Raw genomic sequence first — 15,107 nt, 5'->3', positions numbered from 1 at the left:
CCGGTCCCCTATTGCCGCTAGGCGCTGGGGTGTCGGTAGACCTCCGTCGTTCTCTCGACGGAGGTGCGATGTGAGAGTTGGCGGCGCCGAGCGTGACGTGTGCTCGATCTATCTACCGCGCTGGGGGCGCGTGGTCGCGGACGACGACGATGTCGTTCCGTTCCAGGTGCTGGGCCCCGACGAGCAACCGGTCGAGCCCGTGGCCCGCTTCCTGGCGGACTTCGTAGCACGGGGCAATCAGCCGACATCGGTGCGCAGCTACGCATACGCGCTGCTGCGCTGGTGGCGTTGGCTGGAAGCAGTTCGAGTGGGCTGGGACCGCGCCACCTCGGCCGAGGTCAGAGACCTGGTTCTGTGGCTGGCGCAGGCCCGTAAGCCCGCCATGTCGGCGGCACCGTTGAATGGCGCGGTCAATGTCGTGACGGGAAAGCCGTATCCAGGGTCTGGGTACGGCCCACGCACGGTGCGGCACTCCAACGCGGTGCTGCATACGTTCTACGAGTACTGGATCGATCGGGGCGAGGGCCCGCTGGTCAATCCGGTGCAGCGGGCTCATTCGGGGGCCGCTCCGCGGCCGAACCGGCACCACAATCCGTTGGAGCCGTTCCGGCCGGAGGGCCGGCTGCGCTACAACCCGAAGATCCCGAAGGCCTCACCTCGGGCGATGCCAGACCAGCGGTGGGCGGAGCTGTTTGGCCGGCTGACCTCGAATCGGGACCGGGCGCTCCTGGCGTTGGCGGTGAGCAACGGGGCCCGGGCCAGTGAGCTGCTAGGGCTACGTGGGCACGACCTGGACTGGGGCGAGCAACGGATCCGCCTGGTCCGCAAGGGGAGCCGGGCGGTTCAGTGGGTGCCGTCGAGCCCGGAGTCGTTCGTCTGGATCCGCCTCTACCTATCTGAACTCGGCGAACCGCTCGCGCCGGACCAGGCGCTGTGGCAGACGATGCGCCGCCGCGACCGCGGTGCTGGCCTGCGGCGTCATCCACTGAGCTATGACGCCCTGCGGGCGGTGTTTCGACGGGTGAACGCCGAGCTGGGTACGAACTGGTCGATGCACGACCTGCGCCATACCGCAGCGTTGCGGATGGCTCGCGACCCGGCGCTGACCCTGCGCGACGTCCAGGTCGTGCTCGGGCACGCACACCTGAGCACCACCGCAGACATCTATCTCGCCGAACAAGACATCGAGGTCGCCCGCCGAGTGCACCAGCACCTGGTCGAGCAGGCATCCCCATCACTGTCGCGGCCCTCGCTGCCACCGGCGGCGGGTGAGGGGTACGACCGGGGCGACCTGTCGGTGTTGTTCGGATGGAACGCCGGATGACCGGCCAGCGCGTCGCGTCCAGCCTGGAGACTGCCCGCCCGCCGATGCGGACGTCGCACAAGCTCCGCCGCCATCCGGAGCTTCTCGACATCGAGCCGATGCTGGGGCCGCTGGACTCTGCATCGTCGGCCGAGATCTTGATGACCTTGCCTACGCTCGCCGGTTGGCCGCCGAAGCACCCACACACCGGTTACGGGCGCGGCAACGCGTACCTGCGTGCCGCCGAGCAGATCTTGGCCTGGTTGCAGGCCCATCCCGGCGACGGATGGCAGGCCCGCTGGCTGGCCTCGGGCGCCGATGACAGCTTGGGTTGGCTGGATGCCCTGATCGCCGCGCACCGGTGCACTCCGAACAAGGCCCGCAACGATCTCGTAGGAGCGGTCGGGTTCCTGCTGTTGGGCCGGGTTGTGGTCCCGTCCTACGGGTTCCTGCGGGCTCTGCGCGCCAAGGCCGTGCTGCGGCGGGTCCGCAGTCAGTTCCGGCCAGATCTGTTCGAGCAGTGCGCGACGGCGGCATCCGAGCTGGCTACGAACACCCGCGCTGCCGACGACACGCTGAACGTCTTGTCGAAGATCGTGCTGCGCACTGGCCGCGATCTCGACCAGCTCACCGCTCAGGACCTGCTGACCTACCGAGCCTGGGAGGTCGAGTACTACGGCGTCGGGAAGGGCGCGGTCCCGCTGGCCTGGCGGGTTCTGCGTCCGATTGCCGATCTCGAGCCTCCGAGCCTGCACGAGGCGCTGCGACTGGGGCAGCGAACGACAGCCGAGCTGATCGACACCTACCAGCTGCGCTGCCGCCCGGTCCGCGACATGCTGGTGCGTTACTTCGACGAACGACGCACCGGGATGGACTACGGCTCTTTTCGCACGCTGGTCCTCGAGGTGATCCGCAACTTCTGGAGCGACATCGAGACCTACCACCCCGAGATCGACTCCCTGCACCTGCCACACGACGTCGCCGAGGCCTGGCGGAGACGTCTACGAGTGATCGTCACGCCGGATGGCGGCACCCGCGATCGAAAGTCGTACTACTCGAACTTGCTCTATGTCCGAGCGATCTACCTCGACATCCAGGAGTGGGCCCACCATGACCCCTACTGGGCGGGGTGGGCAGCACCGAACCCGGTGCGACGCAGCGACCTGCGTGGCATGGGGAAGGCCCGCGTCCGCACCACCTCTGAGATGCACCAGCGGGTCCGGGACCGCCTCCCGCACCTGGACGCCATCGTCGACACCGCCGAGCAGCACCGCACCACCAGCGCGGCCCTGCTCGCCGCTGCCGAACAGACGGCGCTCGGCGAGCATTTCACTTACGACGGGCGCACCTACCTGCGCACCGCCCACCAGAGCTATCTCACCGGCCGCTCCCGCGGCGAATCTCCACCCGCGGTCCTGGTGATCGACCCGGACGGCCAGAGGATCGACCTCAGCCGCACCGAGCAGGAGGCGTTCTGGGCTTGGGCGGTCATCGAGACTCTCCGTCAGACTGGCCTGCGCGTCGAGGAGCTCAGCGAGCTGACCCACCTCGCGCTGATCTCATACCGCCTGCCCGACAGCGGCGAGGTCGTCCCGATGCTGCAGGTCGTCCCCTCCAAGAGCGATCGCGAACGACTCCTGCTCGTGAGCCCCGAACTGGCCAGCGTGCTGGCCTCCATCATCACGCGACTACGCGCCCTCAATCAGGGCGCCATCCCACTGACCAGCCGTTACGACGAGCACGAACGCGTCCTGGGACCCGTCCTGCCGCACTTGTTCCAGCGCCGCATGGCCTGGCGCTGGGAACCGCTGAGCTCCCGGAGCATCCGGAAGCTGATCCGCGACACCCTCGAACGCGCCGGCGTCCGCACCCTCACCGGGGAACCCCTGCGGTTCACCCCACACGACTTCCGAAGGATCTTCGCCACCGAAGCCGCGAACGGAGGCCTCCCACTGCACATCGTGGCTCGGCTTCTCGGCCACGCCAGCGTGAACACCACTCAGGCTTACACCGCTGTGTTCGACGACGAGCTCGTCCGCAGCTACCAGGCCTTCCTGGCCAACCGGCGCGCTGAGCGTCCGGCTGCGGAGCACCGTGTGGCTACCGACGCCGAGTGGCGGGAGTTCCAGCAGCATTTCCAGACCCGCAAGCTCGAGCTCGGCACCTGCGGCCGTCCCTACGGCACTCCGTGTCGACACGAACACGCCTGCATCCGCTGCCCCAGCCTGCGCGTCGACCCGCGCGCCCGGCCGCGGCTCGCCGCGATTGTCGACAACCTCCGAGACCGGATTCAGGAGGCCCGTCTGAACCACTGGCTCGGAGAGATCGAAGGCCTTACGACCAGCCTCACCGCTGCAGCCGAAAAGCTCACCCGCCTCGACCGGGCGAGCGCGGGCTCCGCAGAGCGGGTATCGCTCGGTATGCCTCTCCTTACCAACCCTGATTGAACCCACCCGTGATCAGACCTCACGCGGTCGCAGATGGATCACCGGGATGATCGATGACGTGCTGTCCTGCCCGCATCCGCTGTACCCGTACTGACGCGCCTCACAGCCTGTGCGCGACTGTGGCGGCCCGGGAGGAGGTGGTGCAGCCATCGTGGCTGCACCACCTCCTCGACCGGGAAGCGGATCAGACCGCGTGTCCTCGGAAGCGACGTAGCCGCAGGCTGTTGCCGACCACGAAGACCGAGCTGAACGCCATCGCTGCACCGGCGATCATGGGGTTGAGCAGGCCCAACGCTGCGAGCGGGATCGCCGCAGTGTTGTAGGCGAAGGCCCAGAACAGGTTGGTCTTGATCGTGCTCAGGGTTGTGCGTGCGAGCCGTACGGCGTCGGCTGCGGCGCGCAGGTCGCCACGGACGAGGGTGATGTCGGAGGCCTCGATGGCGACATCAGTGCCGGTGCCCATGGCCAGGCCGAGGTCGGCCTGGGCGAGCGCCGCGGCATCGTTGACCCCGTCGCCGACCATGGCGACGACTCGGCCCTCGCGCTGCAGGCGCTCGATGACGGCGAGTTTGTCGGCGGGCATGACGTCGGCGATGACGGTGTCGTCGCCGACGTCGATGCCGACCTCGCCGGCGACGGAGTCAGCGACGGCGCGGTTGTCCCCGGTCAGCAGTACCGGTCGCAGCCCGAGACGACGAAACTCGGTGATGGCCTCGGCGGAGGTGTCCTTGATGGTGTCGGCGACGACGAGCACGGCGCGGGCCTGCCCGTCCCAGGCGACGGCGACGGCGGTGGAGCCGCGGGCCGCCTCAGCCGCAGCTGCGTCGGCGAGCTCGCCGGTCAGCGGAGTCGACCACTGCTCGAGCAGACGTGGCCGGCCCACGATCACGGCGTGACCGTCGACGACCCCCTGGACACCGAGTCCTTCGTGGTTGGTGAAGTCCTCGACGCCGGGGAGATTGCCGGTGCGCGTCTCGGCGGCGGTGGCGATCGCGGTGGCGATCGGATGCTCGGAGGCCTTCTCCAGGGCGCCTGCCAGCCGAAGGGCGGTGGCCTCGTCGGATCCGCCGGCGGTGTGGACGGCGGCCAGGGACATCTTGCCGGTGGTGACGGTGCCGGTCTTGTCGAGGACGATGGTGTCGATCCTGCGGGTGGATTCCAGGACTTCGGGGCCCTTGATCAGCACGCCCATCTGGGCGCCCCTGCCGGTTCCGACCAGCAGCGCGGTCGGTGTGGCCAAGCCGAGCGCGCAGGGGCAGGCGATGATCAGCACGGCGACGGCCGCGGTGAACGCCGCGGTCGCGCCGGCCCCGGCGCCTAGCCAGAATCCGAGCGTCACCACAGCGACCGCGATGACGATCGGTACGAAGACCCCTGAGATCCGGTCGGCGAGGCGCTGGACGGCGGCCTTACCGTTCTGGGCGTCCTCGACCAGCGACGCCATCTGGGCGAGCTGGGTGTCCGAGCCCACCCGCGTCGCTTGGACGACCAGGCGCCCGCCGGCGTTGACGGTGGCGCCGACGACGGTGTCGCCGACGGCGACCTCGACCGGGACGGACTCGCCGGTGAGCATCGAGGCGTCGACAGCCGAACGGCCGTCGACGACCGTGCCGTCGGTGGCGATCTTCTCTCCGGGCCGGACGACGAACCGGTCCCCGACAGCGAGATCGGCGATCGGGATGCGGACCTCCGAGCCGTCGCGTAGGACGGCGACGTCCTTGGCCCCGAGTTCGAGCAGGGCGCGCAGGGCGGCGCCGGCGCGGCGCTTGGAGCGCTGCTCGAAGTAGCGCCCGGCGAGGACGAACGTGATGACCCCGGCCACGACCTCGAGGTACATGTTCCCGGCGCCGTCGGTGGGTGAGACCGACAGCTCGAAGGGGTGGACCATGCCGGGAATTCCTGCGGTACCGAAGAACAGCGCATAGACCGACCACGCCATCGCCGCCGTGGTGCCCATCGAGATGAGGGTGTCCATGGTGGCCGCGCCGTGACGCAGGTTCGTCCAGGCTGCGCGGTGGAACGGGGCGCCGGCCCAGGCCCAGACCGGCGCGGTGAGGACCAGGCAGAGCCACTGCCAGTTCACGAACTGCAGGGGCGGGGTCATCGACAGGACCACGACCGGGACCGACAGCAGGGCCGCGCCGAGGAGGCGGTCGCGCAGGGGACGCAGCTCGTCGTCCTGTTCGGCGGTGTCGTCGGCGGTGTCGTAGCCGCGGTGCGGCGGGGTCGGAAGGACGGCCGAGTAGCCCGCCGATTCCACGGCGGCCACGAGGGCGTCGGTGCCGACACTGCCCGGCGCGGAGACCTTCGCCTTCTCGGTCGCGTAGTTGACCGTGGCGCTGACGCCGTCGAGCTTGTTCAGCTTGCGCTCGACGCGGTTCGCGCAGGACGCACACGTCATGCCGCCGATGGCCAGCTCGATCTCGCGGACCTGGTCACCGGACGGGGGCAGGGTCGCGGTCATCAGTGGCCTCCGTCGGTGTGCGGGTGGCCGGTCTCGACCGAGCCGGGCGCGGCCGGCGCGGACCCGGTGGTCGGGACCGTGAACTGCGCGGTGCGGACCTGACCGTCGTGCTGGAAATCGAGGAACAGCCGGTAGGTGCCGGTCGAGGGCACCTCGGTGTGGAAGGTAATTCCGGGCCCGGACTCGGTGGTGCCGTCCCCGGGTGCTCCGTCGGGGTGGACGTGGAGGTAGCCGAGATCGCCGCTGCGCAGCGCGACCAGGTGGCCGTAGGCGCCCAGGTAGGGCTGCAGGTCGCGCACCGGCTGGCCGTGACGGGTCACGGTGAGGGTGACCGGGCTCGACCGGCCGGGCTCGAGCACCCCGTCGAGGGTCACCTCGTATCCCCCGGGGGCGGTGGCGGTGCGGTTGGCCTGCGGCGCGACGGGCGCGAAGCTGCCCGGGGCGAACAGGTCGACCCCGAGCGTCGTGGCCTCGCCACCGGTGGGGGCGAAGTCGGCGAAGGTACGATAGGTGCCTCCGCCGGGCAGGGTGATCGGGGCCCGCCAGGTGCCGTCGGGGTCCATCGTCGGGTGCAGGTGCTGGAAGTAGGCCGTGTCGCTGCGCACGACAATCAGGTGCATCCGCTTCTCGTGCTCGATGTCGAATCCGGTGATCGCAGCCCCGTCGGGGCCGGTGATCCGGAACGCGAGCTCGCTCGCCTGCCGGGCCGGGAGCGTGTTCGAGGCGGGCGTCAGCGTCAGGCCGCCCTCGGTCGAGGCCAGGCCGGCGGGCCCTGTCGACCGGGAGGCGGTGGGAGCGCCGTGACCCGCCGCCGGGTCAGCCCCGTGGTCGGCGGTCTGTGCGGTGGGGCGTAGGTGTGCGGTGGGGGCATCGATGGTCGCGCCGGTCGCGAATGCGCCAGCTCCGAAGAGGACGACAGCCGCACCGTAGGCGGACAGTCGTGCTGCGGTCTTCATCGTCGGAAGTCCTTCGGTGAGACCCGGTACGGGTGGACGGCCGCGCGCAGCGAGCTGCGGGGCCGTGACCCGTACCGGGTGGCGGACTGGTGCTGGTGATGCTCAGGTCGTGGTGACCTCGTACCCGGCTTCCTTGACGGCTGCGCGGACCGCGTCGGGGGACACCTCGCGGTCACTGGTGACAGTGACGGCGCCGGTCGGTAGGTCGACCGCCACGTCGGTCACACCGGAGATCTCGCTGACCTCCTCGGTGACCGACGAGACGCAATGCCCGCAGGTCATGCCGGTGACGGTGTAGGTGGCTGTGCTCATAGCGCTCATTCCTCTCGGTCGTCGTACTCAGGAACGGACCAGTCGCGCGATCGCGGCGCTGGCCTCTTGGATCTTCTGGTCGGCGACGGGGCCACCTTCGGCGGCGGCGTCGGCGACGCAGTGCTTGAGGTGCTCGTCGAGTAGGCCCAGGGCCACGGCCTCGAGGGCTTTATTGACCGCCGACACCTGAGTCAGGATGTCGATGCAGTACTTGTCCGACTCGATCATCTTCGTGATCCCGCGGACCTGGCCCTCGATCCGACGCATCCGCTTGATGTGGGAGTCCTTGCTGTCGGCGTATCCGTGCTGCATCGCCTACCTCCTCGTGACACCTCCAGCATACCCCTACGGGGTACCCGCATTCAATCGTGTCGATCCGTGATCCCCACCGGATCGCCGGGGGTAGGTATGGCGCAGTACCAGCCGATCACCCGAGATCGGAGCGCCGTGCCGAGCTCTATGACGAACAAACCAGCCAGCTGAGCATGCCTGCGCTTGATACCCCTATGGGGTATGGCGTATCCATGTGGCATGAACCCCGGAGAGCGATCGAGCAAGGACGCAGACGGGTCTGCTCGCCACCCACACCAAGCGACCGACACGACGGGCAGCGCTGCCGGACCGGCCGAGGAGATCCGCCCGGCGGCCGCACCGGTCAGGACCGGCCCGGGTGAGCAGCCGCACCATCACAAACCCGGTGCGCACGAGGGGCACGAGGGGCACGAAGGGCATCAGGGACACGACGGGCACGGCAATCATGGCGATCACGTCGGGCAGTTCCGGCGGCTGTTCTGGATCATGCTCGTCCTGGCCGTCCCCGTGGTCGGGTTCAACGACATGTTCGCCCACCTGGTCGGCTATCACCTGCCTGTCGGCGAGTGGGTGCGGTGGGTCTCGCCGGTGCTGGGCACCGTGATCTACCTGTGGGGAGGGCGCCCGTTCCTCACCGGCGCCGTCGCAGAGGTCCGGTCGCGTAAGCCGGGCATGATGCTGCTGATCGGCCTGGCGATCACAGTCGCGTTCATCGCGTCCTGGGGTGCCAGCCTGGGCCTGCTCGACGGCGAGCTGAACTTCTGGTGGGAGCTCGCGCTGCTGGTCGTGATCATGCTGCTGGGTCACTGGATCGAGATGCGCTCACTCGCCCAGACCACCTCGGCGCTGGACTCCCTGGCGGCACTGCTGCCCGACGAGGCCGAGCGGGTCGACCACGGCGATGTCGTCGTCACCGTCTCACCGGCCGACCTGGTGGTCGGAGACGTGGTCATCGTCCGGCCCGGCTCGTCGGTGCCCGCCGACGGAACGATCGTGGACGGGTCGGCGAGCATGGACGAGTCCATGGTGACCGGGGAGTCCCGCACGGTGCGGCGTCAGACCGGTGATCAGGTCGTGGCCGGCACCGTTGCAACCGACTCGGGCCTGCGGGTCGAGGTCACGGCGACCGGGGACGACACTGCGCTGGCCGGGATCCGCCGGCTCGTGGCCGACGCCCAGGCATCGTCGTCGCGGGCTCAGCGTCTCGCCGACACCGCGGCCGGGTGGTTGTTCTGGTTCGCCCTCGGCGCTGCCGTGCTCACCGCGGTGGTCTGGTCTCTGGTCGGGCTACCCGACACCGCAGTGGTGCGCACCATCACCGTGCTCGTCATCGCCTGCCCACATGCTCTCGGGCTGGCCATCCCGCTGGTGGTGTCCATCGCCACCGAGCGTGCCGCCCGGGGCGGCGTGCTGGTCAAGGATCGTCTGGCGCTGGAGTCGATGCGCACCGTCGATGCCGTGCTGTTCGACAAGACCGGGACCCTCACCCGGGGCGAGCCGACCGTCACCGGCATCGAGCCGGGAGAGGGCCGCGCCGCGGACGAGGTGCTCGCTCTTGCGGCCGCGGCCGAGTCCGGCAGCGAACATCCCCTGGCCAGAGCCATCGTCGGCGCCGCCCGCAACCGGGGCTTGACCGTGCCCGCGGCGCGTGAGTTCTCCTCGTCTCCCGCGGTCGGGGTCGAGGCCACCGTGGACGGCACGCTGATCCAGGTCGGCGGACCCCATCTGCTCGACCAGCACGGCGCCGCCGAGTTCGCGGTCGCGGACCAGTGGCGCCGCCAAGGGGCGATCATCCTGCACGTCCTCGCCGACCGGGAGGTCATCGCGGCGCTGCGACTGGCAGACGAGATCAGACCAGAGTCCCGGGAGGCGGTCGAGGCTCTGCACGCCGTCGGCACGCAGGTGGTCATGATCACCGGGGACGCCCGGGCCGTGGCCGACACCGTCGCTGCCGACCTCGGCATCGACCGGGTCTTCGCCGGAGTCCGCCCGGAGGACAAAGCCGCCAAGGTGGCCGAACTGCAGAGCGAGGGTCGTCGGGTAGCGATGGTCGGCGACGGCGTCAACGACGCTCCTGCCCTGGCCCAGGCCGACGTGGGTATCGCGATCGGGGCCGGGACCGACGTCGCGATCGGTTCCGCCGGTGTCATCCTCGCCTCGTCCGACCCGAGGTCGGTGCTGTCGGTGATCGACCTGTCGCGTGCGTCCTACCGGAAGATGAAGCAGAACCTGTGGTGGGCGGCCGGCTACAACCTGGCCTCCGTCCCGCTGGCGGCCGGGGTGCTCGCTCCCGTCGGGTTCGTCCTGCCGATGAGCGTAGGCGCGATCCTGATGTCGGTCTCGACCGTCGTCGTCGCCCTCAACGCTCAGCTTCTTCGCCGTCTCGACCTGACGCCGGCGCGCAGCACAGCACGACTCGCCGGCGCCGACGCCACCCGGTGACGTGCTCGGACGGCGGTCCGGCCTCGAAGGCACCATCGACCGACGTGACAACGCAGGACGAGCTCGGTGTGGCTGCGAGCAGGCCCAGCTGCGTCACGAGCCTGGTCGGATGGATGCGGACCGTGCCTGTCGTGTCGGCGGCCTGGGCCGGCCGTCCCGCCAGAGCGATGGCACAGCACGGCGCGGGCCGGGCAGCCGTTCCGGTACCGTGACCGACATGGGCAACAGGCGAGGAGGGCTGCAGCGGGTGCTGCTGGTCCTGCCTGTCCTGCTCGGCCTGATCGGGATGCACGCACTCGTCGCGCCGGCCCCCACGGCAGACACCGGGCACGGGGTGGCGGCCGCAGCGACAGCGACCGGGCACAGCGACCACCGTGCCGCCGCGGCATCCGCGCCACCGGCAACGGTGGCAGCCGAAAAGCCGATGCCGGCCGACCACGGCGAGCACGGCGCCACCCACGCGCTGCATCTGTGCTTGGCCGTGTTGGCCGCCGCCGGGCTCGCCCTGCTCTCGGCGTGGCTGTTCCTCGGACTCCTGCCGCTCCCGATCTCGATCATCGCGGCCCGCCAGCGCCCTCGCGGCCGACCCGCCCAGCGGCCACCGCCCGTCCCCCGACGACTCGCTCAGCTCTGCGTGTTGCGGACCTGATCGGCCCCCGGCGCGGAAGAGCGCCGGATCACCGCCCGATCACCCGTACTCGACACGGAGAGCCAGAACCACGCATGAAGATCACCCACGTGGCCACCGCGGCCACGATACTGACCGCTGCCCTCGTCCTGTCCGCCTGCGGCGGCGCGCAGCCCGCCGACAGCGCCCCACCCGCGGCCACGGCCCCCGCCCCGACCAGCGTCGCTGCCCCGGGCGCGGCGGTCTCGACCGAGCACAACCAGGCCGACATCGCCTTCGCCCAGGGCATGATCCCGCACCACCAGCAGGCCGTGGAGATGGCGAAGCTGGCCACCGACCGCGCCGAAAGTGACGACGTCCGCGGCCTCGCCACCGAGATCGAGCAGGCCCAAGGCCCGGAGATCGCGCAGATGCAGACCTTCCTCACCACCTGGGGCGCACCCGCATCCGGTGGTATGCCCGGGATGGACCAGGGCGGCATGCCCGGGATGGACCATGGCGAGATGGGTCAGGGCGGAATGGGTCAGGGCGGGATGGATCACGGCGGGATGGCCGGGATGATGACGCCTGACCAGATGCGCCAGCTCGAGCAGGCCGACGGCGCCGCCTTCGACCGCATGTTCCTCGAGATGATGATCGCCCACCACGAGGGTGCGGTGCAGATGGCCCAGACCGAACTCGCCAGCGGAATCAATTCCGAGGCGAAGGCACTGGCCCAGCAGATCGTCGACGCCCAGCAGGCCGAGATCGGCCAGATGCGCGGGCTGCTCGGCTGACCGTCCGCCGTCCACGGGCGACGACGGCGACAAAGAGCCGCACTCACCCTGGGCTGATACGGGTGGGGGGTATGTACCGTGGACCGGTATACCCCCCACCCGTATCGACGACGGAGGCTGTCCGATGGCGAAGAGTGCGAGTCGGTCCGCTGCCCGAGGTCCACTGTCCGCGATGGTCGCGGCCGCCAGATCCGAGTCTGGCCGGGCGGTCCTGCGCTGCCTGCTCGGGTGCGCGGTGCAAGCGCTGTCTGCCCACACACCCCACGGCGACCGCCGCGCCGCACGTTGTGCGGGTCGATGACCACGCAGCCACGACGGCCTTCACATCCTGCCCACGGTTCGGCCCGCCGAACCGACCGCGATGCCGGAGCACGCCCCGGCTAAAGAGAGACGACCACCGCTCATGATCGACTCACCTCCGGTAGACCGCAGGAACCTCCAGCTCGGTAGACCCCGAGCACCCCTGACCTACGCCGTGCTGGCCGCGGGCATCGCCGTGCTGCTGGTGGGCTGTGGCGGACCGACTCAACCGGCCGCCGGGCCCACCGCCGCCGGCACCACCGCCGACGTGTTCGAGCAGGTCGGCCACGTCCACGGCGTCGGAGTCGATCCTGCCGACGGCAGCACGGTCATCGCAGGCCACCACGGCCTGTTCAGCCTCACCGCCGAGGGAACAGTGACGCCGCGCCAGAATCCGCAGGCCGGCGGCCCCGACCTGATGGGCTTCACCGTCGCCGGCCCGAACACCTACCTGGCCAGCGGCCACCCCGCCCCGCAGGACACCAGCACACCGAACCCCCTCGGCCTGGTCCGCAGCACCGACCGCGGTGCGACGTGGGATCCGATCAGCCTGCACGGCGAGGTCGACTTCCACGCCCTCGACGTCGACGGCACAGTTGTCGCCGGCCTCGACGCCACCCGCGGACTGCTCCTGACCAGCACCGACAGCGGCCAGAACTGGCAACGAGGGGCCTCGCTGTCCGCTCTCGACATCGCCTTGGCGCCCGGGGAGAACACCCGGATCCTGGCCACCACCGAGGCCGGAGTGATGGCCAGCCATGACGGCGGCACCACCTTCACCAGCGTCGCCGGGACCCCCCTCCTGGCCTACCTGGCATGGGCCGACGACGGCAGCGTGTACGGAATCGCACCGGAAGGAACGCTGTACGCCAGCACCGACCGGGGCGCGACCTGGCAGCGTCGAGGCGCCACCGCGACCCCACCGCAAGCGATCAGTGCCGACAACGGAGGCCGGCTGACGGTAGTGACTGAAGTCGGGGTCGAGCGTTCTACCGACGGCGGCGTCACTCTGCAGCGTCTCGCCTAACCGGAAACCCACCAGCATCGAACGCTACGGGAAGTGATCGTCCCCTGCAGGAGTCCGGTCGGCTAGCGGGCTGTTTCCGCTGACAGCGCGCGGTGTGGTCGTTCAATCACGGGTACTGCCGAGGCTGGTCGGACCTGGCCGTATCGGCGGCACCACGCACTACCCGGAAGTATATTTCGCCGCGGAACCGGACGGGACGCACGATGCGTCCGTCGGACCGCCTGTAGACCCGCACTCGCAACGGCTGTTGCCGGGTACTTGCCGTGGCTCGCCGCCATCGGCCAAGGGCGTCGCCACAGAGGGCCGGGAGCCGCTGTTTCTCGCTCACGAAGACGCCCGCGAATCGGCTTCATTGGTAAGGCCGGTGCAGTCGACCAGCGGCCGGGCTGTGCGACGATGAGATCCTGGCCGTCGGGTTGTGCTGTTCTGCACCGACGCGTCACGAGGCTTGCGGGGGGCCTTGTCTCCACCGGTGCAGAGCTGAGCGGCCGAGGCGTGGTCGACGTACTCGTTCCTGCCACCGATAGTCGACCCTTGCCTGCCGGGAACGTCTCTCTCGGACGGTAGCTGGTCGTCGAGCTCAGCACAGGGCACGCGGGCCTCGAACGCGAGTAGCTCAAGGCGATGCTCGATAACAGCCGATCGCTCCACCCAGCGGCCCGTACGCACCAGAAAGACTATGTTGCCGTTGTCCGCGATGAGTCCGTCGCGGAGGACAGCCGTGGCGTGGTCGAGGAGGTGTCCAGACCCGACGGAACCGCCCGGCAGGCCAGCGTCATGGAGACTGAGGACGAAACGGTCAATAAGCATATCGGGACTAAAGCGGGGAACACCAGTCCAGGTCACAATGAGTGACGCCTTCTGGGGCGCCGATCTGTGACCTGTCCGACCGAGAACCTGTCGGCGACCTCGTCCGTTCAACAGCGTGTCGTTTCGCAGAGCAGAAAGCACAGTGTCTCGCACCCAGCGGAAAGGGTTAGGATCGTCGTGCATGAAGAAACTCCTTGATTTGTCGTATCCACAAGCGGAAACGGACTCAGAAAGGCGCGGGCTAGCATCTGGCAGGATGAGGGCATGCCCGAGTATCTGACCACGGCCGCATAGACCCTGATGCAGAGAAAACTGTGGAGCGACCCAGGGCGGCAGGTAAAGTTGCGACCGGAACAACGCAACATCATTGCCTGCCGATATGACGGCAGCGAAATATGGTACCGAGGGGTAAGGCTAGAAGATAACTGAAGACGTCAGGGTAGGCGCATCGATGGTCAGCCCCCTGGCTGAGATTGTAGGTGCACCCCGTTGAGCTTCCTGGCAAAGTAGCGCGTGCCGGTGATCAGAAACGTTCTCAGCGGCGTTTCCGGTTCGCATAGCCGCATCTGCAGGCGTGCCGAAGGCGCAGGCGGCGCACAGCTCCCCCCAGTCAGTTCCGGCGGCTCGTCAGCCTTCAGCAGCCGGGAGCCTCAGTGCCCGGAGGACCACGACGAGCTGACTGCAACCTCCAGCCGCACCACCGCAGCATCGAGCCATGCCGACGCGCACGAGACAGGCGAGTGACGGGTCGTCGCACCGATCGACTGCGCGGAGCCGAGCGAGCGAATCGCGCCCGCAAATAGCCCACGACGAGCTCGGTGGCAGCGCCACAGATCAGGACCATCGCGACGGTCAGCACAGTGACAGCGAGCTGAGGTCCGGTTACCCCGTCCGAAAAGGGGTGAGGCCAGACATCGTCCGGCGGCGTCAACCACTTCAGCCCAGATGCTTCAGTCGAGTGCCTCAGCCACTTGCCCGCTAGGTGCAGGGCGGGCTGGATCACGATGGTCGCGCTGAGAAGGTTTAGCAGGCTGCGGAATCGCGGCGCGATCCACCAATGCAGCCCAGTGACTGTTCCGACCAGGACAACGAGGTAGAGAGCGTGGGTCGGTTGTTCCCGACCGAGAACATCAAGCATCAGCGCCGCCACAAATGTGGCGATCAGCCCACTGGCCCTAGCGCCGCGTACCTGGGACATCCCGCCGACGTGCGCAATCCTCGTCCGAGACTGCGCGACCGCTGCCATGTCCCCAGTCTCCCTGCACCGTGCTGTGACAACGCTGAGAGACCGGGCCGGAACATCGTCGCCATCAATCCCGAGGTGAGCCCG

10 protein-coding genes are annotated in these 15,107 nt (G+C 69.2%); 6 read left to right on the top strand and 4 right to left on the bottom strand.

Annotated features, from left to right (window positions below):
• The first annotated feature begins 130 nt into the window (after positions 1–130).
• Positions 131–1,324, top strand: coding sequence for a tyrosine-type recombinase/integrase (locus tag ATL51_RS01335; protein WP_208622878.1), 1,194 nt, complete (start codon positions 131–133; stop codon positions 1,322–1,324).
• Positions 1,321–3,750: a tyrosine-type recombinase/integrase gene (locus tag ATL51_RS01330; protein WP_100877389.1), complete on the top strand. Its 2,430-nt coding sequence runs from the start codon at positions 1,321–1,323 to the stop codon at positions 3,748–3,750. The genes ATL51_RS01335 and ATL51_RS01330 overlap by 4 nt, the downstream gene beginning before the upstream one ends.
• Before the next feature lie 184 nt (positions 3,751–3,934).
• Here the strand turns inward: ATL51_RS01330 and ATL51_RS01325 are convergent, their stop codons facing one another.
• The 4 genes from ATL51_RS01325 to ATL51_RS01310 form a co-directional block, all read right to left on the bottom strand.
• Entirely contained in the window at positions 3,935–6,214 is a 2,280-nt protein-coding gene (locus ATL51_RS01325) for a heavy metal translocating P-type ATPase (protein ID WP_100877365.1), read from the bottom strand.
• Positions 6,214–7,170, bottom strand: coding sequence for a hypothetical protein (locus tag ATL51_RS01320; RefSeq protein ID WP_100877364.1), 957 nt, complete (start codon positions 7,168–7,170; stop codon positions 6,214–6,216). The genes ATL51_RS01325 and ATL51_RS01320 overlap by 1 nt, the downstream gene beginning before the upstream one ends.
• Positions 7,171–7,272: 102 nt before the next feature.
• Positions 7,273–7,482: a heavy-metal-associated domain-containing protein gene (locus ATL51_RS01315; protein WP_100877363.1), complete on the bottom strand. Its 210-nt coding sequence runs from the start codon at positions 7,480–7,482 to the stop codon at positions 7,273–7,275.
• 27 nt (positions 7,483–7,509) lie between these two features.
• Positions 7,510–7,794: a metal-sensitive transcriptional regulator gene (locus ATL51_RS01310; RefSeq protein ID WP_100877362.1), complete on the bottom strand. Its 285-nt coding sequence runs from the start codon at positions 7,792–7,794 to the stop codon at positions 7,510–7,512.
• 486 nt (positions 7,795–8,280) lie between these two features.
• Between ATL51_RS01310 and ATL51_RS01305 the strand changes: the two genes are divergently transcribed.
• The 4 genes from ATL51_RS01305 (at position 8,281) to ATL51_RS01290 (ending at position 12,967) form a co-directional block, all read left to right on the top strand.
• Positions 8,281–10,236 carry a heavy metal translocating P-type ATPase gene (locus ATL51_RS01305; protein WP_301548838.1) on the top strand — a complete coding sequence of 652 codons (1,956 nt, stop codon included), beginning with the start codon at positions 8,281–8,283 and terminating at the stop codon, positions 10,234–10,236.
• 217 nt (positions 10,237–10,453) lie between these two features.
• The gene (locus ATL51_RS01300) at positions 10,454–10,885 is read left to right on the top strand and encodes a DUF6153 family protein (protein WP_157818182.1); all 432 of its coding nucleotides are present in this window, start codon (positions 10,454–10,456) and stop codon (positions 10,883–10,885) included.
• 74 nt (positions 10,886–10,959) lie between these two features.
• Positions 10,960–11,640: a DUF305 domain-containing protein gene (locus ATL51_RS01295; RefSeq protein WP_100877359.1), complete on the top strand. Its 681-nt coding sequence runs from the start codon at positions 10,960–10,962 to the stop codon at positions 11,638–11,640.
• 475 nt (positions 11,641–12,115) lie between these two features.
• Entirely contained in the window at positions 12,116–12,967 is an 852-nt protein-coding gene (locus ATL51_RS01290; protein ID WP_100877358.1) for a F510_1955 family glycosylhydrolase, read from the top strand.
• The last annotated feature ends 2,140 nt before the right edge of the window (positions 12,968–15,107 follow it).

It is taken from the genome of Pseudonocardia alni (genome assembly GCF_002813375.1).
Taxonomy (GTDB): Bacteria; Actinomycetota; Actinomycetes; order Mycobacteriales; family Pseudonocardiaceae; genus Pseudonocardia; species Pseudonocardia alni.
Note: the sequence above shows the minus strand (reverse complement) of the source record. Positions and strands in the feature narration are given on the sequence as shown.